21 protein-coding genes and 4 tRNA genes are annotated in these 23,275 nt (G+C 62.6%); 17 read left to right on the forward strand and 8 right to left on the reverse strand.

The genetic code is table 11. From position 1 onward, the window contains the following. The first annotated feature begins 15 nt into the window (after positions 1 to 15). From AC1DMY_RS05895 to AC1DMY_RS05940, 10 genes are all read left to right on the forward strand, one after another. Positions 16 to 1,956 (forward strand): formylglycine-generating enzyme family protein, encoded by a 1,941-nt coding sequence (locus AC1DMY_RS05895; protein WP_477164040.1) that lies wholly within the window; start codon positions 16 to 18, stop codon positions 1,954 to 1,956. Positions 1,957 to 2,178: 222 nt separating this feature from the next. Beyond that, positions 2,179 to 2,263 (forward strand) — tRNA-Leu (locus AC1DMY_RS05900). An 84-nt stretch (positions 2,264 to 2,347) separates the two neighbouring features. Then, positions 2,348 to 3,640, forward strand: a complete 1,293-nt coding sequence (gene tig, locus AC1DMY_RS05905) for a trigger factor (protein ID WP_477164041.1) — start codon at positions 2,348 to 2,350, stop codon at positions 3,638 to 3,640. A 37-nt stretch (positions 3,641 to 3,677) separates the two neighbouring features. Then, entirely contained in the window at positions 3,678 to 4,307 is a 630-nt protein-coding gene (gene clpP / locus AC1DMY_RS05910; RefSeq protein WP_121879602.1) for an ATP-dependent Clp endopeptidase proteolytic subunit ClpP, read from the forward strand. Between the two features lie 106 nt (positions 4,308 to 4,413). Further along, positions 4,414 to 5,709: an ATP-dependent Clp protease ATP-binding subunit ClpX gene (clpX, locus tag AC1DMY_RS05915; RefSeq protein ID WP_121879605.1), complete on the forward strand. Its 1,296-nt coding sequence runs from the start codon at positions 4,414 to 4,416 to the stop codon at positions 5,707 to 5,709. A gap of 169 nt (positions 5,710 to 5,878) precedes the next feature. Beyond that, complete coding sequence (lon, locus tag AC1DMY_RS05920) at positions 5,879 to 8,395, forward strand: endopeptidase La (RefSeq protein WP_477164042.1); 2,517 nt, start codon at positions 5,879 to 5,881, stop codon at positions 8,393 to 8,395. A 324-nt stretch (positions 8,396 to 8,719) separates the two neighbouring features. Continuing rightward, complete coding sequence (locus tag AC1DMY_RS05925) at positions 8,720 to 8,992, forward strand: HU family DNA-binding protein (protein ID WP_019465590.1); 273 nt, start codon at positions 8,720 to 8,722, stop codon at positions 8,990 to 8,992. A 20-nt stretch (positions 8,993 to 9,012) separates the two neighbouring features. Further along, a tRNA-Val gene (locus AC1DMY_RS05930) sits at positions 9,013 to 9,087 on the forward strand. 9 nt (positions 9,088 to 9,096) lie between these two features. Next, a tRNA-Asp gene (locus AC1DMY_RS05935) sits at positions 9,097 to 9,173 on the forward strand. 88 nt (positions 9,174 to 9,261) lie between these two features. Further along, positions 9,262 to 11,166: a SurA N-terminal domain-containing protein gene (locus tag AC1DMY_RS05940; RefSeq protein WP_477164043.1), complete on the forward strand. Its 1,905-nt coding sequence runs from the start codon at positions 9,262 to 9,264 to the stop codon at positions 11,164 to 11,166. Positions 11,167 to 11,261: 95 nt separating this feature from the next. Here the strand turns inward: AC1DMY_RS05940 and AC1DMY_RS05945 are convergent, their stop codons facing one another. Together AC1DMY_RS05945 and gloB are read right to left on the reverse strand one after the other, a co-directional pair. Next, positions 11,262 to 12,518, reverse strand: a complete 1,257-nt coding sequence (locus AC1DMY_RS05945) for a LysM peptidoglycan-binding domain-containing protein (protein ID WP_477164044.1) — start codon at positions 12,516 to 12,518, stop codon at positions 11,262 to 11,264. Next, on the reverse strand, positions 12,515 to 13,279 hold the full coding sequence (gene gloB / locus AC1DMY_RS05950) for a hydroxyacylglutathione hydrolase (protein WP_477164045.1): 765 nt from the start codon (positions 13,277 to 13,279) through the stop codon (positions 12,515 to 12,517). Before gloB ends, AC1DMY_RS05945 begins: the two co-directional genes overlap by 4 nt. 221 nt (positions 13,280 to 13,500) lie before the next feature. Between gloB and AC1DMY_RS05955 the strand changes: the two genes are divergently transcribed. From AC1DMY_RS05955 to dnaQ, 3 genes are read left to right on the forward strand one after another with little or no spacing between them, the layout of a single operon-like run. Further along, entirely contained in the window at positions 13,501 to 14,184 is a 684-nt protein-coding gene (locus AC1DMY_RS05955) for a class I SAM-dependent methyltransferase (protein ID WP_477164046.1), read from the forward strand. A gap of 23 nt (positions 14,185 to 14,207) precedes the next feature. Further along, the gene (gene rnhA, locus AC1DMY_RS05960; protein WP_477164047.1) at positions 14,208 to 14,651 is read left to right on the forward strand and encodes a ribonuclease HI; all 444 of its coding nucleotides are present in this window, start codon (positions 14,208 to 14,210) and stop codon (positions 14,649 to 14,651) included. Next, positions 14,648 to 15,370, forward strand: coding sequence for a DNA polymerase III subunit epsilon (dnaQ, locus tag AC1DMY_RS05965; RefSeq protein ID WP_477164048.1), 723 nt, complete (start codon positions 14,648 to 14,650; stop codon positions 15,368 to 15,370). Before rnhA ends, dnaQ begins: the two co-directional genes overlap by 4 nt. Positions 15,371 to 15,385: 15 nt before the next feature. Here dnaQ and AC1DMY_RS05970 read toward each other — a convergent pair whose 3' ends face one another. The 3 genes from AC1DMY_RS05970 to AC1DMY_RS05980 form a co-directional block, all read right to left on the reverse strand. Beyond that, positions 15,386 to 16,087 (reverse strand): PP2C family protein-serine/threonine phosphatase, encoded by a 702-nt coding sequence (locus AC1DMY_RS05970; RefSeq protein ID WP_477164049.1) that lies wholly within the window; start codon positions 16,085 to 16,087, stop codon positions 15,386 to 15,388. 99 nt (positions 16,088 to 16,186) lie between these two features. Continuing rightward, positions 16,187 to 16,480 (reverse strand): addiction module antidote protein, encoded by a 294-nt coding sequence (locus AC1DMY_RS05975; RefSeq protein ID WP_477164050.1) that lies wholly within the window; start codon positions 16,478 to 16,480, stop codon positions 16,187 to 16,189. Positions 16,481 to 16,489: 9 nt separating this feature from the next. After that, positions 16,490 to 16,780 (reverse strand): type II toxin-antitoxin system RelE/ParE family toxin, encoded by a 291-nt coding sequence (locus tag AC1DMY_RS05980; RefSeq protein WP_477164051.1) that lies wholly within the window; start codon positions 16,778 to 16,780, stop codon positions 16,490 to 16,492. A 479-nt stretch (positions 16,781 to 17,259) separates the two neighbouring features. On the opposite strand from AC1DMY_RS05980, the gene AC1DMY_RS05985 reads away from it, so the two are divergent. From AC1DMY_RS05985 to AC1DMY_RS06000, 4 genes are all read left to right on the forward strand, one after another. Further along, positions 17,260 to 17,622 carry a hypothetical protein gene (locus AC1DMY_RS05985; protein ID WP_477164052.1) on the forward strand — a complete coding sequence of 121 codons (363 nt, stop codon included), beginning with the start codon at positions 17,260 to 17,262 and terminating at the stop codon, positions 17,620 to 17,622. Positions 17,623 to 17,912: 290 nt separating this feature from the next. Further along, positions 17,913 to 18,161 (forward strand): HNH endonuclease signature motif containing protein, encoded by a 249-nt coding sequence (locus AC1DMY_RS05990; protein WP_477164197.1) that lies wholly within the window; start codon positions 17,913 to 17,915, stop codon positions 18,159 to 18,161. Positions 18,162 to 18,234: 73 nt separating this feature from the next. After that, on the forward strand, positions 18,235 to 18,720 hold the full coding sequence (locus AC1DMY_RS05995) for a hypothetical protein (RefSeq protein ID WP_477164053.1): 486 nt from the start codon (positions 18,235 to 18,237) through the stop codon (positions 18,718 to 18,720). Between the two features lie 14 nt (positions 18,721 to 18,734). Next, complete coding sequence (locus AC1DMY_RS06000; protein WP_477164054.1) at positions 18,735 to 19,715, forward strand: DUF4238 domain-containing protein; 981 nt, start codon at positions 18,735 to 18,737, stop codon at positions 19,713 to 19,715. Between the two features lie 167 nt (positions 19,716 to 19,882). On the opposite strand, the gene AC1DMY_RS06005 is transcribed toward AC1DMY_RS06000, so the two are convergent. The 3 genes from AC1DMY_RS06005 to ppsA all read right to left on the reverse strand — a co-directional run bounded on the left by AC1DMY_RS06005 (position 19,883) and on the right by ppsA (position 23,249). Next, positions 19,883 to 19,972: transfer RNA gene (locus tag AC1DMY_RS06005), tRNA-Ser, on the reverse strand. A gap of 100 nt (positions 19,973 to 20,072) precedes the next feature. Next, entirely contained in the window at positions 20,073 to 20,747 is a 675-nt protein-coding gene (lepB, locus tag AC1DMY_RS06010) for a signal peptidase I (RefSeq protein ID WP_477164055.1), read from the reverse strand. A gap of 129 nt (positions 20,748 to 20,876) precedes the next feature. Next, positions 20,877 to 23,249, reverse strand: coding sequence for a phosphoenolpyruvate synthase (gene ppsA / locus AC1DMY_RS06015; protein WP_477164056.1), 2,373 nt, complete (start codon positions 23,247 to 23,249; stop codon positions 20,877 to 20,879). Positions 23,250 to 23,275: the final 26 nt, after the last annotated feature.

Below are 23,275 nucleotides of genomic sequence, written 5' to 3' on the forward strand. Positions count from 1 at the left end.
CCAGGGACGCCCAACATGCCGAGCAAGGAAACCGTACGACGACAGCGAGCCCTTGGCGGAGCCCTGGGTGTCGTCGTGCTGGCGCTCGCACTGGTCTATCACTTTTTTCCGCGCGTGCTCCACGTCGAGCCGTCGGCGACGGCAACCCATCGCGCCATGAACCTGGGGCCGGCGGCAGCCGTGGCGCCGGCGACAAGTGTGCGGCCCGAGCCGTCCGAAGTGGATGCCGGTCCGCCGCTGACGCTGGCGCCCACCGATGTGGTGGTGGCGCGGCTGAGCAAGAAGAACACCAACTTGCCCGAACAGCTCAGTGCCGACACGCCCGAGGTCGAGGCCTTGATGGCGAAAGCCGACAAGGCCCTCAAGGCCGGACAGCTGGCGGGCAACGAAAACAGCGCCGTGGCCTTGTATGAGCAGGCGCTCAAGCTCAAGCCCGATAGCCGGCGTGCCGCGCAGGGCCTGTTTGAAGTGCGAGAGCGCCTGGTGGCAGAAATCAACCAGAGCGTGGCGGTGGGCGATGCGGACGCTGCCAGCGATCTGCTCGATACGCTCAAGCTCATCCCCGATGCCACCGACGACGTGAACCAGCTGCAGGCCAAGCTGAAGACTTTGACCCAGGTTCGCCCGCTGCTGGCCAAGGCCGCCACATTGCTGCAGCAAGGCAACGCCGACCAGCCACCCGGCAACAATGCACTGGAGCTCTATCGGCAGGTGCAGCAGCTGGATCCGGACAATGCCGTGGCGTCGCAGGGCACCTTGCAGGTGCAGCGTGCCGTGCTCGACCGCGCTCTGGCCGCGGTGGCGCAAAACGACTTCAAGGCGGCCGACCAGGCGCTGGCGGAGGCGGCCCAGGTAGCGCCGGACTCTCCCGCCATGCGCGATGTGCATGGGCGCGTCGATGCCATGCGGGTGGCGCGAGCCACTGGCTTGCTCGGGCAGGCGCGGTCCGCGCTGGACTCGGGCAATCTGACCATGGCCCAGCAGTTGGCCGAGCAGGCCAAGGCGATTAGTCCCGATCTGGCCGGGCTTACTGATTTTGGCGAGCGCCTGACCAATGTGCGCCTCTATGCCAGCTACAAGCCGGGACAGGTCTTCACCGATCGGTTTGCCGATATGCCGGGGCAGACGCCGTCGATGGTGGTCGTTCCCACCGGGAGCTTCCAGATCGGCGCGCCCGACAACGAAGTTGGCCGGGAAGATGCCGAGACGCCCCAGCACGAGGTCACCATCGGCAAGGGCTTCGCGCTGTCGCGCACATCCATCACCGTGGGGCAGTTCCGCGAATTCGTGCGAGCCAGCGGATATCAGCCCGACTCGGTCAAGCTGGGCGGAGCAAGCGTCTATGACGAAGGCACGGGCGCCATGCGCGACGACACCAGTGCCAGCTGGCAGGACGACTATGCCGGCCGCAACGCGGATAGCCGCCTCCCTGTCGTCAATGTGTCGTGGAATGACGCCAAGGCTTATGTGGACTGGTTAAGCCAGCGCACTGGCAAAGCCTATCGTCTGCCCAGCGAGGCGGAATTCGAATACGCCCTGCGCGCGGGCACCACCTCCCGCTATTGGTGGGGCGATGGCACGCCGAGCGGGAAGGTCGAAAATCTCACCGGTTCGGGAGACCGTTCACCCAGCGGCAGACGCTGGAGCAATGCCTTCCAGGGCTACCGGGACGGTTATTGGGGCCCGGCGCCAGTGATGAGCTTCGCGCCAAACGCCTTTGGTCTGTACGACATCGACGGCAACGTGTCCGAATGGGTGCAGGACTGCTGGCATGACAGCTACCTGCGCGCACCGCGCGACGGTGGCGCCTGGGTGAATCCGGGTTGCGGTTCCCGCGTGGTCCGCGGCGGTTCCTGGGGCAGTTCTCCCGAACAGGTGCGCTCGGCCTACCGGCAGGGCGTCGATGCCAGCGTTCGGAGCGGGCGTGTCGGCTTCCGCGTCCTGCGCGAGCTCTAGAGGTAGCAGCCGTCTGCGGCGAATCAGAGCATTCTGTCTCGGCACTTGCCCGCTTGTGCTGCGCCCCGCGCGACCCGTAAAATGGCCCGCTTTCGTGTAAGGGAATCATCGACTTAGGGGCGGGGCGCCCGGAGGCTGGCGGGGCGGGGCGTACGGGCATTTGGCCTGTCTATTCCCTTGAAAATCCGATGCTTGCGGAAACTTCCTCTTAGTAGTTCTGATGCGAAAGTGGCGGAATTGGTAGACGCACTGGATTTAGGTTCCAGCGGGTAACCCCGTGAGGGTTCGAGTCCCTCCTTTCGCACCATCCCTTGAGTTTTTCTTTTTGCAGGCGGCCTCGAGCCGCCACGCGCCTTTGACGGGCGCACTTACAGGTACACCAGGAGACGTCATGCAGGTTTCGGTTGAAAACGTCGGCAAGCTGGAGCGCAAGCTCACGGTGAAGTTCCCCGCGGAGCGTTTCGAGTCGCAGGTGAATGCTCGCATCGTCGAAATGGGTCGCACCGTGCGCCTCAAGGGCTTCCGTCCGGGCAAGGTGCCCACTGCAGTGATCCAGCAGCGCTTTGGCGACCAGGTCCGCGGTGAAGTGCTCTCCGACCTGATCGGCAGCACCCTGCGCGAAGCCGTTGCCCAGGAAAACCTGCGTCCGATCGCCAACCCGTCGATCGACACGACCGGTCGTCCGGTCGAAGGCGAGATCGCCTATACGGCCACCTTTGAAATCATGCCGGAATTCCCGGAAATCGACATCGCCGCGCTCGCCGTGACCCGTCCGGTCGCCGAAGTGACCGACGCCGACATCGAGAAGATGATCGAGACCCTCCGCCTGCAGCGCCGCAGCTTCGACGAAGTCGAGCGCGCCTCGGCCGAAGGCGATTTCGTGATGTTCGAGTACTCGGCCCAGGCCGACGACTACCGCTTCCCGGCCGAAGGCCTGGAGCGTGCCGGCAGCGTGCTGGGTTCGGGCACCCTGTTCAAGGCGCTCGATGAAGTGCTGACCGGCCGCAAGGCCGACGACGAATTCGACGCCGAAGTGGCCTTCCCGAGCGATTTCCGCAACGAAAGCCTGGCCGGCAAGGCCGCCCAGTGCCACTTCAAGATCATCAAGGTGCAGGAGCCGAAGCTGCCGGAAGTGGACGGCGAATTCGTCGCCCTGTTCGGCATCGACGATGGCGACCTGGAGAAGTTCCGCAAGGAAGTGCGCGCCAATCTCGAGCGCGAGCTCAAGGCCACCCTGATGGCCCGCCTGAAGTCCGAAGTGGCTGAAAAGCTTGCCGATGCCCATCCGGACATCGACGTGCCGAACGTGATGGTGCAGTCCGAGGCGCATGCCCTGGCCCAGAACAGCATCCCGCGTGGCCAGCAGGTTCCGCCGCAGCTGATCGAAGCCGCCACCCCGGTTGCCCGCAAGCGCGTCATTGCCGGTCTGCTGATGGGTGAGATTGCCCGCAAGCAGTCCCTGGTCATCGACCGCAGCCGCGTGGCCGAGCAGCTGGCCGCGATCGCCTCGACCTACGAAGAGCCGGAAAAGGTCATTGAACTGTACAATCGCGACCCCCAATTGATGTCTGGGCTGCAGAATCGCGTGATGGAAGACCAGGTCGCAGAATGGGTGGCGGATCACGCCTCGACCACTGTGCAGAATCTTGGCTTCGACGAGGTGATGCGCCCGGTCAACGCCTGAGGCATTCTTCAGGCCAATACACCGGAGAGCGACACGCATGGCTATGGACCAGATCCAAAACCTCAACCTGGTACCGATCGTCGTTGAGCAGACCGCTCGCGGCGAGCGCTCGTACGACATCTATTCGCGCCTCCTCAAGGAGCGCGTGATCTTCCTTGTCGGCGAGGTGAACGATCAGGTGGCCAACCTGCTGGTCGCACAGATGCTGTTCCTTGAGTCGGAAAATCCGGACAAGGACATCCATCTCTATATCAACAGCCCGGGCGGTGCCGTCACCGCCGGGTTGGCGATCTACGACACCATGCAGTTCATCAAGCCCGATGTCAGCACCATGTGCATCGGCCAGGCCTGCAGCGCCGCATCGCTGCTGCTGATGGCCGGCGCCAAGGGCAAGCGTTACTCCCTGCCCAATTCGCGCGTGATGATCCACCAGCCGTCGGGCGGTGCCCGCGGCCAGGCGACCGACATCGAGATCCAGGCCCAGGAAATCCTGTACCTGCGCCGCCGCCTGAACGACATCTACGTTCAGCATACCGGCCAGCCGCTGGACAAGATCGAGCGGGACATGGAGCGCGACCGCTTCATGAGCGCCGAGGCGGCCAAGGAATATGGCCTTATTGATCAGGTCCTCGATCGCCGCGCCGTCGAGACGGTGAAATCCAGCTGATTTCACGTTCCTGGTACCAGGTTTGCAGGCGGTTCCGCGTCTCGCTGCAGACGCGGAACCCTGTGCTATTCTCAAACCGCAATCGATTTATCAGCAGGATCCAGGCATGAGCGACGACCGGCAGGGCCGTTCCAACGACAGCGGCAAGATTCTCTACTGCTCCTTCTGCGGCAAGAGCCAGCATGAAGTGCGCAAGCTGATCGCGGGTCCCTCCGTGTTCATCTGCGACGAGTGCGTAGAGCTGTGCAACGACATCATCCGCGAAGAGCTTGAGGAAAAGGCCGCCTCCGGGCGCAGCCAGCTGCCCAAGCCCCGCGAGATCATGGAAACCCTCGACCAGTATGTGGTCGGCCAGACCCGCGCCAAGAAGGCGCTCGCGGTCGCCGTGTACAACCACTACAAGCGCATGGAGTCGCGTTCCAAGAGCGACGACGTCGAGCTGGGCAAGTCCAACATTCTCCTGATCGGCCCGACCGGCTCAGGCAAGACGCTGCTGGCCGAAACGCTGGCACGCCTGCTCAATGTGCCGTTCACCATCGCCGACGCCACCACGCTGACCGAAGCCGGTTACGTGGGCGAGGACGTGGAAAACATCATCCAGAAGCTTCTGCAGAAGTGCGACTACGACGTCGACAAGGCGCAGTCGGGCATCGTGTACATCGACGAAATCGACAAGATTTCGCGCAAGAGCGAGAACCCGTCGATCACGCGCGATGTGTCCGGCGAAGGCGTGCAGCAGGCGCTGTTGAAGCTCATCGAAGGCACGCTGGCCTCGGTGCCGCCGCAGGGTGGTCGCAAGCATCCGCAGCAGGAATTCCTGCAGGTGGACACCAAGAACATCCTCTTCATTTGCGGCGGTGCGTTCGCGGGTCTGGAGAAAGTCATCCAGCAGCGTTCCGAGACCACGGGCATCGGCTTCTCGGCCGAAGTGCGCAGCAAGGAGCGCAGGGAAAACCTGGGCAAGGTGCTGGCCGATGTGGAGCCGTCGGATCTGGTGCGCTACGGCCTGATCCCCGAGTTTGTCGGCCGCCTGCCGGTGGTCGCCACGCTCGACGAGCTCGACGAGCCGGCGCTGGTGAAGATCCTCACCGAGCCGAAGAACGCGGTCACCAAGCAGTTCAAGAAGCTGTTCGAAATGGAAGGCGTGGAGCTGGAGTTCCGTCCGGAAGCGCTGCAGGCGATTGCGCGCAAAGCGCTCAAGCGCAAGACCGGTGCACGCGGTCTGCGCACCATTCTCGAGTCGGTCTTGCTGGACACCATGTACGAGCTGCCGTCGCTGGAGCATGTGAGCAAGGTGGTGGTGGACGATGCCGTCATCGAAGGCCAGGCCGAGCCGTATCTGATCTATCGCGGCAACCTCAAGCAACCGCGCGCAGCGGGTGAGGGCGGCGACGCCGCCTGAGCAGTTCACACGCTTGAGTGATCCAATGGCCTCGGCAGATTGCCGGGGCCATTTTGTTTGTGCGGCCGCTCATGCACTTGTGTGAGTGACCCTAAGGCACCACTTGACGTACAGATGCACCCGGCGCAGTGTCGGTGCAAAGACGACACATCACGAGAGATTCTCTTCGATGGCAAAGACTGCCCCCAACCCCCAAGCCACCGGCGCCATCCTGGACGCGCTTCCAGTATTGCCGCTGCGTGACGTGGTGGTTTATCCCCATATGGTCATCCCGCTGTTCGTCGGGCGCGACAAGTCCATGCGTGCGCTGGAGCGCGCGATGGAGGGTGAGCGTCAGATCCTGCTGGTCGCACAGAAAAGCCCGGACATCGACGATCCCAAGATCAGCGATCTGCACCAGATCGGCACGCTCGCGGGCGTGCTGCAATTGTTGAAGCTGCCCGACGGGACCGTGAAGGTGCTGGTCGAGGGTCAGTCGCGCGTCGAGATCGAGAACTACAACGAAGACGGTGGCATGCTCACCGCTACGTCGCGCGTGATCGAGCCGGTATACAGCTCCAAGGAGCGCGAGCTCGACGTGGTGTCGCGCACGCTGATCTCGCTGTTCGAGCAACTGGTCAAGCAGAGCCGCAAGCTGCCGCCGGAAGTATTGGCGACGCTGTCGGGCATCGATGATCCCTCGCGCGTCGCCGACTCGATCGCGGCGCACCTGTCCGTGCGCATGGCGGACAAGCAGAAGGTGCTGGAGACCTCCGATGTGGGTCAGCGCCTTGAGCTGCTGATCGGCCTGGTCGACGGCGAAATGGACTTGCAGCAGGTGGAAAAGCGCATCCGCGGCCGCGTCAAGTCGCAGATGGAAAAGAGCCAGCGCGAGTACTACCTCAACGAACAGATGAAGGCCATCCAGAAGGAGCTCGGCGAGAGCGAGGAAGGCCCGAACGAAATCGAAGAGCTGCAAAAGAAGATCGAAGCCGCCGGCATGCCCAAGCCCGTGCTCGCCAAGGCGCGCGCGGAATTCGGCAAGCTGCGCCAGATGTCGCCGATGTCGGCCGAAGCCACCGTGGTGCGCAACTACCTCGACTGGCTGGTGGGCGTGCCGTGGAAAAAGCGCAGCAAGGTCCGCAAGGATCTGCAGCTGGCGCAGGAAGTGCTCGATGCCGATCACTTTGGCCTGGAGAAGGTCAAGGAGCGCATCCTTGAGTACCTCGCCGTGCAGCAGCGCGTGAACGCGATGAAGGGCCCGATCCTGTGCCTGGTGGGTCCGCCGGGCGTGGGCAAGACCTCGCTGGGTCAGTCGATCGCCAAGGCCACCAATCGCAAATTCGTCCGCATGAGCCTGGGTGGCGTGCGCGACGAGGCTGAGATCCGCGGTCACCGTCGCACCTATATCGGCTCCATGCCGGGCCGCATCGTGCAGAACTTGAACAAGGTGAGCTCGAAGAACCCGCTTTTCGTGCTCGACGAAATCGACAAGATGTCGATGGACTTCCGCGGCGATCCGTCCTCGGCGCTGCTGGAAGTGCTCGATCCGGAGCAGAACCACGCCTTCAACGACCACTACCTCGAGGTCGATCTGGACCTGTCCGAGGTGATGTGGATCGCCACGGCCAACTCGCTCAATATCCCGGGCCCGCTGCTGGACCGCATGGAAGTCATCCGCATCCCGGGTTACACCGAGGATGAAAAGCTGGGCATCGCACAAAAATACCTGCTGCCCAAGCAGCTGAAGGCCAATGGCCTGAAGTCGGAAGAGCTGAGCATCGACGAGGAAGCGGTGCGCGATATCGTGCGCTACTACACGCGCGAATCGGGCGTTCGCAACCTCGAGCGCGAGATCTCCAAGATCTGCCGCAAGGTGGTCAAGGAGCTGACGCTTGGACAGATCAAGAAGGCTGCCGCCAAGGGCGCTGCGGTCAAGCCGGTTGCGGCCGTAAAGACGGCCAAACCCAAGGCCAAGGCGCCGGGTCGGGTCGCGGTCACGTCGGCCAATCTCGAGCAGTACCTGGGTGTGCGCCGCTTCGACTTCGGCCGCAAGGAATTGCAGAACGAAGTGGGCCTGGTGACCGGCCTGGCCTGGACCCAGGTGGGCGGCGACCTGCTCAGCATCGAAGCCTCGGTGATGCCGGGCAAGGGCCGTCTGGTGCATACGGGCCAGCTGGGCGACGTCATGAAGGAGTCGATCCAGGCTGCCTTGTCGGTGGTGCGCGCACGTGCCGATCGCCTGGGTATCGAGCCGGATTTCCACGAGAAATACGACATCCATATCCATGTCCCGGAGGGTGCGACGCCGAAGGACGGCCCGAGTGCAGGCATTGCCATGTGCACGGCGCTGGTCTCGGTGTTGACCAAGGTGCCGGTGCGTTCCGAAGTCGCGATGACCGGCGAGATCACCCTGCGCGGTCGCGTGCTGCCGATCGGCGGTCTCAAGGAGAAGTTGCTGGCAGCGCATCGCGGCGGCATCACCACCGTGATCATTCCGGAAGAGAACAAGAAAGATCTTGCCGACATTCCGGACAACATCACCGCGTCGCTGGATATCCATCCGGTGCGATGGATCGACGAGGTGCTGGACATCGCGCTGGAGCGTCCTCTGCATCCGCGCCAGGCTGCCGACGGCGACAAGCCGAAGGTGGACGCACCGCACGAGGAGTCGCAGGACCAGGAGCCGTACACGCGGCCTCATTGATCCGTGACAAGCATCACCAAAGACGGGCGGGCAACCGCCCGTTTTTGACTCTGGATCACGCCAGCGGTGTCGCTGCCGCATAGCGTTTCAGAGCATTCTTTGCAAGCATTCGCGGACCATGCTGAACCGCGCGAACCCTTGGTATTGCTTGTCATTGCGGACCCTTGGGGCCACTGGTATAAAGGCGACACCGCAGCCTGACGCCAAGCATGGTGCGCAGTGATGCGGGATTGCTTGGTGATGTCCCGGTGTCTGCCATGAGGTGACGTCGCCTGGTCCCAGAATGACCATGCGGGCTGCATAACCGTTTAAGGGAGTGTCTCAATGAATAAAACCGATCTGATCAATGCCATTGCCGAGAAGGCCGAACTCACCAAGGCTGACGCCGGCCGTGCTCTCGAAGCGTTCTTCGAGACCGTGCAGAAGGCGCTGAAGAAGGGTGACGATGTGTCGGTGGTCGGCTTTGGTACCTTCACCGTGCGTAAGCGCGCTGCCCGTACCGGTCGCAACCCGCGCACCAATGAGACGATCAAGATCAAGGCCTCGAAGGTTCCGGCATTCAAGGCTGGCAAGACCCTCAAGGATGCCCTAAACTAAGCGGCTACTTGCTTAGTTTCGGGTGCTTAGCTCAGCGGTAGAGCGTCGCCCTTACAAGGCGAGGGTCGTAGGTTCGATCCCTACAGCACCCACCAGTAATAAGTGGAGCGGTAGTTCAGTCGGTTAGAATGCTGGCCTGTCACGCCGGAGGTCGCGGGTTCGAGTCCCGTCCGCTCCGCCACAGTTCGCAAGGGCGCCCGTGTGGCGCCCTTGCCATTTGCGTACCCCGCACTTTGTGCGCCGAACAACGAGAGCCCGGGAACATCTCCATGCTGCAGGCATTGCGTACCAAGCTTCACGGATGGCCGTCCATCGTCATTCTGGGTATTTGCGTTTTCGCCATCTCGTTTTTCGGCATCGAATCGTATTTCGCATCGCGGACCGATACTTATGTCGCGATGGTCGGCAAGCACGAAATCAGCCAGCGCGATTACCAGGACCGCGTCAACGAAGCGCGCCGTGACGCCATGGCTCGCGCGGGCGACCAGTTCGACGCGACCGAGTTCGAAAAGCCCGAGACCAAGCGCCTGATCCTCGACCAGCTGATCAACGAGCAGCTGCTGCGCCAGACCAACGAGTCGCTTGGCCTGAGGGTTTCGGCGGTCGAGCTGCGTGATCGCATTTCCAGCCAGCAGGCATTCCAGGTCAACGGCCAGTTTGATCCGGCGACCTACCGCGCCATTCTCGCTGCGCAGAACATGACGCCGGCGATGTTCGAGAACAGCCAGCGCGCATCGCTTGAGCCGGGCATTTTGCCGCGCGCGATCATCGCCAGCACGATCGTCACCGACGCCGACATGGACCGTTATCTGGGCCTGCTGTATCAGCGCCGCGACCTGCGCTGGTTCGCGCTGCCGCGACCGACGCTGACCGATACCGAAGTGACCGACGCGCAGCTCGATGCCTATTACAAAGAGCACCAGGCCGACTTCATGAGCCCGGAGCAGGTCTCGGTGAAGTACATCGAGGTCAACGGCGCCGATCTGAAGATCGATGCGCAGCCGAGCGAAGACGACCTGAAGAAGCGCTACGAAGAGCAGAAGCAGCGCTTCGTGCAGCCCGAACAGCGCCTGGTCTCGCACATCCTGGTGAACGTGCCCAAGAACGCCACGCCGGATCAGCAGAAGGCCGCGTTGGCCAAGGCGGAAAAGATTGCTGCCGAAGCCACCACGGACAACTTCGCCAAGCTGGCCGAGCAGGACTCCGACGACTTGGGTTCCAAGCGTTCCGGTGGTGACCTGGGCTGGTTGGAAAAGGGCGTGACCAACGCGTCGTTCGACTCCGCGCTGTTCGCCCTGCAGAAGGGCCAGATCTCCAAGCCGGTGCTGTCCGACGAGGGTTACCACGTGCTGTGGCTGCGCGACGTGCGCAGCGGCGACGCCAAGCCGTTCGCCGAAGTGCGCGACCAGATCGCCAAGGATTACCTGACGACCGAGCGTGACCGTCAGTACAACGAACTGGCCGGCAAGCTCACCGACCAGACGTACCAGAATCCCTCGACGCTGGATTCCGCCGCGCAGGCGCTGAACCTGCCGGTGAAGACCACCGAGCTGTTCTCCCGCAAGGGCGGCCAGGGCATCACGGCCGATCCGAAGCTGGTCCAGGCCGCGTTCTCCGACGACGTGCTGCTCCAGGGCAATAATTCCGGCCTGATCGATCTGGGCTCCGATCATGCCGTGGTGGTCCGCCTGGACAAGCACGTGCCTGCGGCGGCCCGTCCGCTGGCGGATGTGCGCGACCAGGTGCGCCAGAAGATTCTCGACGAGCGTACGGCTGCGGAAGAGCAGAAGCGCGCGGATGCCTTGCTGGCCCGCGTGCAAAAGGGCGAAGACATGCAGGCGGTTGCGGCTTCGGCTGGTGCGACCGTGCAGGCGGTGCCGGATGCGATCCGCATGCAGCAGGGCGTGGCTCCGGAAGTGCTGGAGCAGGCCTTCCTGCTGCCGCACCCAGCCGCCGGCAAGGCCCAATTCGCCCGCGTCGCGCTGCACGATGGCAGCTATGCGCTGGTGGGCGTGGACAAGGTCCAGGACGGCGACCTGAGCAAGATCTCCGCCGAACAGCGCAGCACGCTGCGCGAGCAGATGGGCCAGGCCTACGGCATCCTCGCCACGCAGGCTTATATCGATGCGTTGAAGGCGAAGACTGAGATCAAGATTGCCGCCGATCGTATGTAAACGATCTGCCGGCAGACAAAAAAAGGGCGACCCATGGTCGCCCTTTTTTTATGTCGTGACGGCGCGCAATGCGAGCGCCGCCGATCCGCCCGGGTTCAACCCGGTGCGCTGATCTTCAGCACCTGTCCGGGCTTTACCACGGCGCCTTGCAGATGGTTCCACAGTTCGAGCTGCTTGATGTCCAACGAGTAGCGACGCGCGATCGACCACAGGCTCTCGCCGGATTTCACCGTGTGAGTGCGTTTGGACGAACTGACCTTGCCCGATCCAGCGCTGCTGTCGTCGTCTTGATCGGCCGCGCTCAGTGCCGCGCCCAACGGCGGAAGCGTCGCCGTGCCCGGTACGGTCTGGGCATTGCCGTTGTTTGCAGCCGACAGCGAATTGCGGAACTGCTGCACCTTGTTGCTCGGCAGCATCAAATAGGGCGAGGCGTTGGTATCGACCACGCCGTTGCGGAACGCCGCATTCATATCCTTCAGATCGTCAGGCGACATGCCGGCATGGCTGGCGGCGCGCGCGATCGGCATGGAGTTGTCGATGTCCACTTTCACCAACCGCTGCTCGGATGGCAGCGTCGGCAAGCTCACGTTGAAGCGGTCGGGTTCGCGGATGACGCAAGCGATGGCGAGCAGTTTGACCAGATGCTCGCGCGTGACTGGCTTCACCGGCATCTTTGGGATCACGGGTTCGTCAGGCGGCGCTCCATGCTGGCTCACCACGCGCTTGATGCCGAACTCGCCTGCATTGAATGCATAGTCCACCAGTCGCCAGTCGCCGAGGTCGTCGTGATAGCGGCTGAGCAGCGCCATGATGGCGTCGGTGGCGGCGGGTACATCGAGGCGGCCATCGAAATTCCGGTCCACGCGTATGCCCATGGCGTTGGCCGTGGACGGCATGATCTGCCACATGCCCGAGGGCATGCCCTTGCCGCCTGAGATCGGGCGATACTGGCTTTCGACCCAGGGAATCAGGGCAAATTCGCCGGCCACGTTGTGCCGTGCCGCCACCTGTTGCACATAAGCCAGGCGTGGAGCGGCCGCCGCGATCTGATCTTCGAAGCGCTGCGGGTTGCTGGTGTAGCGACGCGCCCACGCGACGATGTTCGGATCGGCATCGCAATCGGCCATGGCAAAACTGTTGCGCAGGTTCTGCCAGATATTTCCATCGTCCACGGCGTTCGCTGCAGCCGGCGCAGGCGCCGGGCGGACGGTTGCGCTGTGCGAGGCTCCGGATTGCGGCGCAGGCGCGGCTGCGGGAGCCGGTGGCGCCTTTTGTGCCGGGCCGGTAGCGCACGCGGCCAGGAAGACCGACGTGGCAAGGGGCAGGGGACGCAGGCGGCGGCTGATCTTCATCCGGTAAACACGTCCTTGTTGGCCCGTAACGCCGCAAAACGCGCCACGCGATCGTCAGCCACGCCATGGCGTTGGCTCCATGCGATCACGGCATCGTGGTCCGTGCGGAGAAAGGGGTTCGTCGCATGCTCCGTGGCAAGCAAGACAGGCAGACTGGGTTGGTCGTGCGCTCGCAGCGCGGCCACTTCCTGCTGGCGTGCTGCAAGTGCGGGGTTGTGTGGCTCGATGGTTTGCGCAAAGCGTGCATTGGCGGCGGTGTATTCGTGCGCGCAACACACCAGTGTGTTGGCCGGCAGCGCCGCCAGTCGATCCAGCGAGGCGAGCATCTGCTCGGGCGTGCCTTCGAACAGTCGCCCGCAGCCCATGCTGAAAAGCGTGTCGCCGCAAAGCAGGACGCCTTCGCCGGTATAGGCGATATGGGTGGTCGTGTGTCCGGGTACGGCAATCACTTCAAAACGTGCCGAGGGCATGGCGAGCGTCACCACGTCGCCGTCGTTCACGCGATGCGTGGCGCAGGTGATGCGTTCGTCGCGAGGGGCATAGACCGGCACGTCGTGCTGGGCAAGCAGCGCTTCCACGCCGCCGATGTGGTCATGGTGGTGATGCGTCAGCAGGATGGTGCAAAGCTTCAGGCCGCGCTGCCTGAGCGCCGCCTCGACCGGTTGGGCATCGCCTGGATCCACGACGATGGCTTGGCCGGCGTCGTCGTGCAGCACCCAAATGTAATTATCGGCAAGCGCCGGTAACGGTACGACGTGCAAGGAGTCGTCCTCCGCGGTTTCGTATCGACTGACGCAGGCCCTCCTGGCTTGCGCGAAGGGCCGACTATAAAGCCCAGATTTGGCTCGCTCGTTAGTGAGACGTTAATTGCTGGTGGGGAGGTTCAGACTTGAGGTCTCAGGCCCGGTATCGCTGTCGACCAGGACACGTTGTCGCCGGGCTGCCGGTACACTGTGCGCATCGAATGACCGGCCGGCCACCCATGTCTCAGCGTGACCAAGACATCTACAGCAGTGCCCCATTGCGCAACCTGCTGGCCGAGGAGACCGTGGCGCTGGCGCCCGGGCTTCAGCGTTGCAGTGGCACCCATGCGCTGATGATCAGTGTCTCGGCTGACGACAGGCCGCCGGTGCTGCCGCTGTTGGGGAACTGGACGCGGCTCAGCGTGGCTGGCGAGCAATATGCTGGCGACCTCACGGCGCGGGCGGACGAGCCGCTGCCGTTCGTCGACGACGCCTTTCATCTGGTCCTGCTGCGGCATGCGCTCGAAGTGTCGACCACGCCGCAGGACATGTTGGAAGAAGCCTCGCGTGTACTGGCGCCCGGCGGAGTGCTTGCGCTGACCGGGTTGCACCCTTTCAGCGCGTGGCTGCCCTGGATGATGTGGCGCACCCGCGGGCATGCACCCAGCATGCACTCGCCCTTGCTGCTCGAGCGCTGGGTACGTCGCCGTGAGCTGGATATCGAACGTATCGAACGCGTAGGACGACTGTGGCCGAGCAGCCATGCCGGCCTCGACGCCGCGCATGCGCTGGGCGGCGGCTATCTGATGATCGCCCGCAAGCGTCGTCGCATGGCGACGCCGATTCGACTGAAACCCAAAACACTGCCGGCTACGGTCAACGTGGGTCTGGCGCCGGGTGCCCGACGCAATGCGGCATCCTGACTATTCGCAAATTGATGGTGACAATGACTGAAGTGCAAGCTTTTACCGATGGCGCCTGCCTCGGCAATCCCGGACCTGGCGGCTGGGCCGCGCTGCTGCGCGCCAAGGGCACCGAACGCATGGTCTCAGGTGGTGATCCGGCCACCACCAACAATCGCATGGAACTCATGGCGGCCATCGGGGCGCTCGAGGCGTTGACGCGTCCCTGCAAGGTCGCCTTGACCACCGACTCGCGCTACGTGATGCAAGGCATCGAAGAATGGGTGCCCAAGTGGCGCGCGAACGGTTGGAAGACCGCCGACAAGAAACCGGTGAAGAACCAGGACTTGTGGGAGCGCCTGTCCACCGCCACGCAGCTGCACCAGGTGAGCTGGCATTGGGTGAAGGGTCATAACGGCCATGTGGAAAACGAGCGCGTGGATGTGGCTGCGCGCGAACAGGCCGAACAGTACAGGAGCAAGGCATGAGGCAGATCGTTCTGGATACCGAGACCACCGGTCTTGAAGTCCGTCAGGGCCATCGCCTGATTGAAATCGCCTGCGTGGAAATGATCGAGCGTCGTCCCACCGGCAAGTACTACCAGACGTATCTCAATCCCGATCGCGCCATCGACGAAGGCGCGCGACAGGTCACCGGCATCGAGGACGAGTTTCTGCTCGACAAGCCGCGCTTCGCAGACGTGGTGGAAGAATTTCTTGCCTTCATCGACGGCGCCGAGCTGATCATCCACAACGCGACCTTCGACGTGGGCTTCATCAATGGCGAGCTGGCGCGCCTGGGGCCGTCGTTCGGACGACTCGAGGACCGCAGCAGCATCCTCGACACGCTGATGATGGCGCGCGAGCGCTATCCCGGTCAGCGCAACAGCCTCGATGCGCTGTGCAAACGCCTGGGCGTGGACAACTCGGCGCGTGATCTGCACGGCGGCCTGATCGACGCCCAGCTGCTGGCGGATGTCTATCTGGCGATGACCTCGGGCCAGGTCGTGCTGGATCTGGGTTTCGTCGGTGCACAGGAGCAAGGCACGACAGTGACGCTGACGCCGATGGTGCTGGATCGTCGTCCGCGCGTGCTGCACGCCAGTGCGGACGAAATCGCCACGCATGAAAAGCGCCTCGATGGGCTGGACAAAAGTGCTGGTGGAACCTCGGTATGGCGTCGCGTCGAAGCGATCACCATTCAGTGAGCGCCGCGCCTGCGATCAGTTGACGCGGGCGAGTATCACGGTGACGTTGTCGCTGCCGCCGCCATCGAGTGCGGCGAGCAGCAGATGCTCTGCGCTTTCCTGGGCAGACAAATCCTGGCGCGAAACGATGTTGGCAATGACGCCGTCGCTCACTTCTTCAGTCAGCCCGTCGCTGCACAGCAGAAAACACATGCCGTGTTCCAGCTTCCCGCGCGCCATGCCGATGTGCAGCTGCTCGGCGGCGGTGATGCCGAGCGCCTGCGTAATCACGTTGCGGTGAGGATGGCGCGCTGCCTGCGAGGCGTCGAGCGTGCCTGCCGCCACCAGCTCCTGCACCAGCGAATGATCGTGACTCACCTGGCGTAGCGTTTTCTGCCAGAGATACACGCGGCTGTCGCCCACCCACACCACTTCGTAACTGTCCGCATGCAGGCGAATGGCGGCGATCGTCGTGCCCATCGGCAGGGGATCGCGAAAGCTACGGCTGTGCTGGATCAATCGTTCATCCGCGGCGCGCACAGCTTCGACCAGATTGTGGCCGCGCATCACCAGGTCGGCCACGGCATCGCGCACCAGTGCAGCAGCCACTTCGCCGTGCTGGTGGCCACCCATGCCGTCGGCCACGAGAAAAAGGCCGAGCGATGCGTCGGCGTAGTAGGTGTCTTCGTTCCGCGCGCGGCGCAGGCCGACGTGGGTTCCGTGTCCGAATTCGATCATGAGGTGCCTGGAGTGGCGGTGCGAGGCGAGCATGACGGATTGGGGGGGAATGCGTAAAGAAGCTTGTCTATCTTGTCTGGCCGAATCGGCGGCCCTCGATCAGGCGACTGCGGCATGCAGCTTTACACCCAATGCGCGAATCACTTTCAGGATGGTGGAGAAATCGGGATTGCGCTCTCCGGAGAGCGCTTTATACAGGCTTTCGCGGGAGAGGCCGGTGTCCTTGGCAACTTGGGTCATGCCTTTGGCGCGGGCGATGTTTCCAAGCGCTCTGGCAATGAAGGCTGCGTCGCCATCGCTCTCTTCGATGCAGGCATCGAGGTAAGCGGCGCAGTCCTCGGGTGTGGTGAGGTAGTCGGCCACGTCGTATGGGAAGGTTTCGGTCTTTTTCATCAGTGGGCCTCACAAATTTCTTGCTAGGAACAAGGCACGTTCGACATCGTGTTGCTGAGATGCTTTGTCGCCACCGCAGAGCAAGATGATGAGCGTTTTACCGCGCTTGGTGTAGTAAACGCGGTAACCCGGACCGACATCGATCTTCATTTCAACCACGCCGCAGGTCAGTACGCGATGGCGGCCAGGGTTGCCATCAAGAAGCCGATCGAGTCGGGCGTGAATCAGCGTTTTTGCCTGGATGTTGCGCAGCCTGCGCATCCAGTGGTCGTATTCCGCGGTCCGTCGCAGTTCGAGCATAACCAGAATGTAGCCGGTGGGCTACAGGTGTGAAGCCGGTCATTGGAGGCGTGAGGCGTAGGCTTTCGGTGAGGGGCGGGCGGGTGTTGGCCTATCGTGCTGACGCGCCGCGGGTTTGTGCCTGCAGATTTCGGTTTGCGAAGAGCAAAGCGCGGCACGGGTGAGGGGGATTGTCGAGGCCATCCATGGCCTCGACCCCTACCAGTGACAACCTCGAAACACTGTGCGCCGCGTGCGCCGAGGCGGTGTTGCTGGCGCGGGAGGGCCGACCGTGAGGGGCGGGCGGGTTGAACATGCAGGCGCGCCGATCAGACATCGCGCGCCCAGGCGAACAAACACTTCCCCGATTGACCATTTCGAAAAGCGGTCGGCACCGGGACCCCATGCGGATTGCTCCGCCGGACCATGGGGCACGCACCCGGCGCCGACCGCCCCCATACCCGGAGGGCGCCATGGCTAGGCTGCGAACCGCAAGCAATGTGCTCGAACTGCGCGGCGCGTTTCGAAAGAACCCGAAGCGGGGAAGGGCGCGCGCCAACGAACCCAAGCCGACGCAACCGCTCGGGCCGCCCCCGGCCGCCTTGGACGACGTCCAGCGGCAGGCGTGGCACGACATCGCCGCAACCTGTCCGGCGCATGTCCTGTTTCGCCGTGACCGCCTCATGGTGGAAACCGCGTCGCGCCTGCTGGCGCATATTCGAACGACGCCCATGGCTGACATCCCGGCCGCGATGGTGGCGCGCCTTGAAAGCCACTTGGCCCGCCTGGGCATGACGCCGAGTGATGCGAGCCGCGTTTCCGTCATGGAGCCACGTCCGGCGAACGTGTTCGATGACGTTTGATGACGCTATGTCCATGCGTGCGGACCCGCCGCCGCAGGCGTTGCCGCGTGCAAACTAATTCGATATAAAGCCATTGAGCCGGATACGGCTTCGTTCCGGAAGTGGTGGGCTAGTAGGCCTTCACGGTTTTGCCTGTCAGTCAGCCAATAGGCGCCAGGTGCCCGATTTGCTCTTGATAAAGAGCGCGGGAATCCCTGGACCTATTTGGATCTCACATGGCAAACCTTCGCTCTCATCGCGAGCGCGCATTCCATAAACAACATGGCCGCTGCATCTACTGCGGCGGCCGGATGTGGCTGAATAGCCCCAGCGAGCTATTTCCTCTCGGTGCTCGGCATGCTCGCCAGTATCAGGCGACCGCCGAACACTTGGTCGCCCGAAGTGAAGGGGGCCCAAATAGCGGGGATAACATCGCCGCCGCCTGCCGCTACTGCAACGCGCACCGGCACCGCCGCAAGGTGCCCTTCGATCCATTGCGCTATCGCGCGTATGTCCTAGGCCGTCTCGCGGCCGGGCTATGGAACAGCCGGCTGCACTGAGTAGCGTCTACTTGTTCGCCGAGCCATCCTTGCCTTAGCGTAAGGCCTGCACATAAACAAGGGGTGGGGAAGCATGGATACGGGCGATATTCCTTCGCAGTTGGAGATGCATAAGTTCCACATTTCGCGGACGGATGGCTTTTGGCGGGCGGCCTTCGAAAGCGCAAATGCAGCTGGTAGGAATGCTGTTAATAGCATTCTATTGGGTAGTGGCGGTGCAGTTGTGGCGTTGCTTGCCTTCCTTGGCAACTTGCTGTCGAAGGATACGTCCCGCGACTATCTGGCTCAGACACACATAACCAACATTGTTCATGGCGTGGCCCGTGCGTTGGTGCCCTTTGTAGGGTCGATGTTTCTAGCGATGATCACGGCGGCACTGACCTACATTGGCATGTACGTCTATTCCCGCGCGTCTGCCAGTGACGATCACTATAGGAGGCATAGACTCAATGAGATCGGTGGCAGGTTCAATACATCGGCAATTGTCACAGGATCGCTCTCGCTCCTGACGTTCGCATACGGAGCCTATGTCGGCATCGCGATGTTAGGGAATATCTAAGGACGGGCTGCGTAATGGCGAAGAAAACGCACAAACATCAGCACTACGTGCCGAATTCGTATTTGAAGGCATGGCACGACACAACACAGCCACTCGGGCCGAAACGCACCCCATACCTTTGGCGGTTCGACAGAGATGGGTCGAACCCAAAGCGGCGTGCTCCGGAGAATATGTTCACTGAGAACGATATCTACACGATAGCTATGCCTGACGGCACTCGCGATCTCCGGCTAGAACACGGGTTCGGTGGCCTTGAAAAGAAATTTGCCGATATTCGTGATCACCGATTGCACGGCCGACAGTGGCCTGACGCCAACGAGATGATTCATTTGCTTGCTTTTGTTGCGCTTGCGCGCGTAAGGACCCCCGCGTATCGCGATGCCCAAGCGGCCACATGGGCAAATATTTACAAGAAGATGGAATCCTTCAAGAAGAGTTTTGAAGCGGCTTCACCGGAGCAGCGCAAGTCCATGGCCTCATTCCGCCCACTAGGAGCGGACCAAGGGAAAGGTTTAGATATGGATAGCGTGGCATTGCTTCGCGATCATCCAATTCAGATGACGGTCGCTCCGGCACTTGAAGCGACGTTGCGAATGTTTGCTCGGATGCATGTTGCGATTCTTTGCACAGATGACCCGACAGGGTTTGTTACGAGCGACAACCCTTGTACCTGGTTCGATTCTGAGGCTTACAAGCGGCATCCTTTTTATCGAGCGCCTGGACTGACTTCAAAGACCATCGAAGTCACGATGCCACTGTCGCCGTCGCAGTGCCTTGTTATCAGTCACGCCGAGAATATCGAGGGATACTTCGACGTAAAGCCACATGCCGTCGGTGAATTGAATCGTCGTTGTATTGGCCATTGCAATGAAACGTTTGTTGCGCGCCGGAACGATGCCCGCGAGGAGTGGTTTGAAGAGCGCCCCGAGCCCGATGATTCTTGGGAAAAAACGCATCCTCGCCCCGCTGCCGTCTCTGGCGGATCCGCCTTGTGAGCGGGCATGGGAAATCCGGATTCTGTAACTCGCCTTGCTACTTAGCTCCGTTCACCCGTGTTCGATTGTGGTCGCTTGCAATCGCTCTCTTGCGTAGGGACGAAAGTAGGGAGTGAGTATCGATAGGCAACAAAAAAGCCGCTGAATCAGCGGCTTAGATGTGGTACTGGCGGAGAGGGTGGGATTCGAACCCACGGTACGCTTACACGTACGCCTGATTTCGAGTCAGGTACATTCGACCACTCTGCCACCTCTCCAAAGATGTGCGTGTGGTCCACGCGAGCCGGCGATTTTACGTGGTGTGGGGATGGCTGGCAATGGGGGTAGGGTGATTTCTACACGCATGAGCGCAATCGGTTAGCGCAGTGCGGCGCCCCAGCGGTCGCCGCGTGGCAAATAGTGGTTGCCAGGATCTAGCGATAGGGCGACGCGGGTGGCCCGGCCGGTGATCTCGTTGCGCGGGAAGAAACCGAAATAGCGCGAGTCGGCGCTGTTGTCGCGGTTGTCGCCCAGCAGTAGGTAGTGACCGGATGGGACGGTTACCGGGCCGAAATCCCGAGTGTGTCCCTGGGCGGCGATCGACCATCGCACGGCGTGGCTTAGCTGGCCGGTGTTTTCCATGGCGTACAGCGCAGGGTCCTCGCGATCATCGCGAATGCCGGCGACCTGGGTGTAGCGGTAATCGGCCGCTTTGCCGTTCACATACAGGTGGTTCTGCAGCAGGGCGACCTGGTCGCCGGGAACGCCAATGACGCGTTTGACCAGTCGTTCGCCCGCCGCGCTGGAGTCCAGCACCACGATATCCCCGCGTTGCGGGTCGGCGCGGTGGACCAGCGACACATGGGTGAACGGTACGCGCAGGTCGTAGGCCGCCTTGTCGACCACGATGCGGTCGCCGATCTCGATGGTCGGCTGCATGGAGCCGGTGGGCACTACGTTCCAGTCGGCCACGGCGCTGCGGAACATGAACATGCAAAGCATGAAGGTGAGGAAGCCCTTGTTGTTCGCCACCAGCCTGGTCAGTCGTTGCATGGACGTGCTCCCTCGGTCGCGGTGAAGAGTGGACCTCGTGCAGGCAACTAAGTTTCTTCTACCGCCATCAGTCACGAAAAAGGGCGGTGTCGCCACCGCCCTTCAATTCACGCATGCGAATAAGCAGGCTTAGGACGCCTTGCGCTTGGCGAGACGCAGCCAGGTATCGACTACCGTGTCTGGGTTGAGCGAGACCGACTCGATGCCCTGATCCATCAACCACTCGGCAAGATCCGGGTGGTCGGACGGGCCCTGGCCGCAGATGCCGATGTACTTGCCCTTGTCGCGGGCGGTCTTGATGGCCATGGCCAGCAGCTTCTTCACGGCCGGGTCGCGCTCGTCGAACAGGTTGGCGACGATGCTGGAATCTCGGTCCAGGCCCAGGGTGAGCTGGGTCAGGTCGTTGGAGCCGATGGAGAAGCCGTCGAAGATGTCGAGGAATTCATCGGCCATCAGCGCGTTGGACGGGACCTCGCACATCATGATGACCTTCAGGTCGTTCTCGCGCTGCTTGAGGCCGTTCTTGGCCAACACCTCGATGACCTTGCGGCCTTCGTCGAGAGTGCGCACGAACGGAATCATCACCCACACATTGTCCAGGCCCATCACTTCGCGCACGCGCTTGACGGCCTTGCACTCCAGGCCAAACGACTCGGCGAAGCCAGGATCGACGTAACGGCTGGCGCCGCGATAACCGATCATCGGGTTCTCTTCGTGCGGCTCGTAACGCGAACCGCCGATGAGGCCGGCGTACTCATTCGACTTGAAGTCGGACAGGCGCACGATCACCGGCTTCGGATAGACCGATGCAGCGATGGTGGCGATGCCTTCGGCCAGGCGATCGACGTAGAACGACACCGGGTCGGCATAGCCGGCCATGCGCTCGTCGATCTTCTTCTTGGTGTCCGCATCCTGCTTGGCGTATTCCAGCAGCGCCTTGGGATGCACGCCGATGTGGCTGGCGATGATCATTTCCAGGCGGGCCAGGCCGATGCCGGCGTTCGGCAGCATGCCGAAGTCGAACGCGCGCTCGGGGTTGGCCACGTTCATCATGATCTTGAGCGGGGCTTCGGGCATGTCACCGAGATCCGCAGTGACGCGGTCGAACTTCAGCAGGCCTTCGTAGATCGTGCCGGTGTCACCTTCGGCGCAGGACACGGTGACTTCCGCGCCATCCGGAATCAGCTCCAGCGCATTGCCCGTGCCGACCACGGCCGGCACACCCAGTTCGCGGGCGATGATGGCAGCGTGGCAAGTGCGTCCACCGCGGTTGGTGACGATGGCGGCGGCACGCTTCATCACCGGCTCCCAATCGGGATCGGTCATGTCGGCGATCAGCACGTCGCCCGCCTGCACCTTATTCATGTCGGCGAGCGAGCGGATCACGCGCGCCTTGCCCGAGCCGATCTTCTGGCCAATGGCGCGACCCTCGGCCAGCACCTTGCCCTTTTCGTTGAGGTGGAAACGCTCCAGCTGCGTGGCATGCGCACGCGACTTCACCGTTTCCGGACGGGCCTGCACGATGTAGAGCTTGCCGGTGTTGCCGTCCTTCGCCCACTCGATGTCCATCGGGCGGTCGTAGTGCTTCTCGATGACCAGCGCCTGCTTGGCCAGTTCCTGCACGTCTTCATCGGTGATGCAGAACTTGTTGCGCAGCTCAGCTGGTGTTTCTTCGATGCGCACGCGCTCGCCGGGCTTGTCCGAATACACCATGCGCTGCTGCTTGGCGCCGAGGCTGCGTCGCAGCACGGCCGGCTTGCCGGCCTTCAGCGTGGGCTTGAACACGTAGAACTCGTCGGGATTGACGGCACCTTGCACCACCATTTCGCCCAGGCCGTACGAGCCGGTGACGAACACCACGTCGCGGAAACCGGACTCGGTGTCGAGCGTGAACAGCACGCCGGAGGCACCCACGTCCGAGCGCACCATCAACTGCACGCCGGCGGAAAGGAACACGTCTTCGTGCTTGAAGCCCTGGTGCACGCGGTAGGCGATGGCGCGGTCGTTATAGAGCGAGGCGAAGACTTCCTTCACCTTGTGCAGCACGTCCTCGATGCCGACTACGTTGAGGAAGGTTTCCTGCTGGCCGGCGAACGAGGCGTCCGGCAGATCTTCCGCGGTGGCGGAGGAGCGCACGGCCACGGCGATATTCTCGGCGCCCGCGTCCTTGCAGAGCTTGGCGTAGGCGTCGCGGACGGCCTTGTCCAGATCGGCCGGCAGCGGCGTCTCGGTGACCCATTCGCGGATTTCCTTGCCGGCGGCGGTCAGGGCCATCACGTCATCGACGTCGAGCGAGGCGAGGCGCTCCTGGATACGCTTGGCCACGCCGCTCTTGTCGAGGTATTCCTGGAACGCGTCCGCGGTGGTGGCAAATCCACCCGGCACGGACACGCCGAGCTTGGCGAGGTTGCCGATCATTTCGCCAAGCGACGCATTCTTGCCGCCAACCTTGCCCAGGTCGGTCATGCGCAGCGTGTCGAGCCAAAGCACCAGATCGTTCAAGGGAGTCTCCTCGAGAGCTCGTAGGG

It is taken from the genome of Dyella sp. 01L423 (genome assembly GCF_056399945.1).

Coding starts and splice junctions, on each gene's coding strand:
- dnaQ (WP_477164048.1), top strand. CDS start 14,648: ATGAGGCAGATCGTTCTGGATACCGAGACCACCGGTCTTGAAGTCCGT.
- AC1DMY_RS05955 (WP_477164046.1), top strand. CDS start 13,501: ATGTCTCAGCGTGACCAAGACATCTACAGCAGTGCCCCATTGCGCAAC.
- clpP (WP_121879602.1), top strand. CDS start 3,678: ATGGCTATGGACCAGATCCAAAACCTCAACCTGGTACCGATCGTCGTT.
- clpX (WP_121879605.1), top strand. CDS start 4,414: ATGAGCGACGACCGGCAGGGCCGTTCCAACGACAGCGGCAAGATTCTC.
- AC1DMY_RS05945 (WP_477164044.1), bottom strand. CDS start 12,518: ATGAAGATCAGCCGCCGCCTGCGTCCCCTGCCCCTTGCCACGTCGGTC.
- lon (WP_477164042.1), top strand. CDS start 5,879: ATGGCAAAGACTGCCCCCAACCCCCAAGCCACCGGCGCCATCCTGGAC.
- AC1DMY_RS06000 (WP_477164054.1), top strand. CDS start 18,735: ATGGCGAAGAAAACGCACAAACATCAGCACTACGTGCCGAATTCGTAT.
- AC1DMY_RS05895 (WP_477164040.1), top strand. CDS start 16: ATGCCGAGCAAGGAAACCGTACGACGACAGCGAGCCCTTGGCGGAGCC.
- AC1DMY_RS05980 (WP_477164051.1), bottom strand. CDS start 16,780: ATGCTCGAACTGCGACGGACCGCGGAATACGACCACTGGATGCGCAGG.
- lepB (WP_477164055.1), bottom strand. CDS start 20,747: ATGCAACGACTGACCAGGCTGGTGGCGAACAACAAGGGCTTCCTCACC.
- AC1DMY_RS05990 (WP_477164197.1), top strand. CDS start 17,913: ATGTGGCTGAATAGCCCCAGCGAGCTATTTCCTCTCGGTGCTCGGCAT.
- AC1DMY_RS05940 (WP_477164043.1), top strand. CDS start 9,262: ATGCTGCAGGCATTGCGTACCAAGCTTCACGGATGGCCGTCCATCGTC.
- AC1DMY_RS05925 (WP_019465590.1), top strand. CDS start 8,720: ATGAATAAAACCGATCTGATCAATGCCATTGCCGAGAAGGCCGAACTC.
- rnhA (WP_477164047.1), top strand. CDS start 14,208: ATGACTGAAGTGCAAGCTTTTACCGATGGCGCCTGCCTCGGCAATCCC.
- AC1DMY_RS05995 (WP_477164053.1), top strand. CDS start 18,235: ATGGATACGGGCGATATTCCTTCGCAGTTGGAGATGCATAAGTTCCAC.
- tig (WP_477164041.1), top strand. CDS start 2,348: ATGCAGGTTTCGGTTGAAAACGTCGGCAAGCTGGAGCGCAAGCTCACG.
- AC1DMY_RS05975 (WP_477164050.1), bottom strand. CDS start 16,480: ATGAAAAAGACCGAAACCTTCCCATACGACGTGGCCGACTACCTCACC.
- AC1DMY_RS05970 (WP_477164049.1), bottom strand. CDS start 16,087: ATGATCGAATTCGGACACGGAACCCACGTCGGCCTGCGCCGCGCGCGG.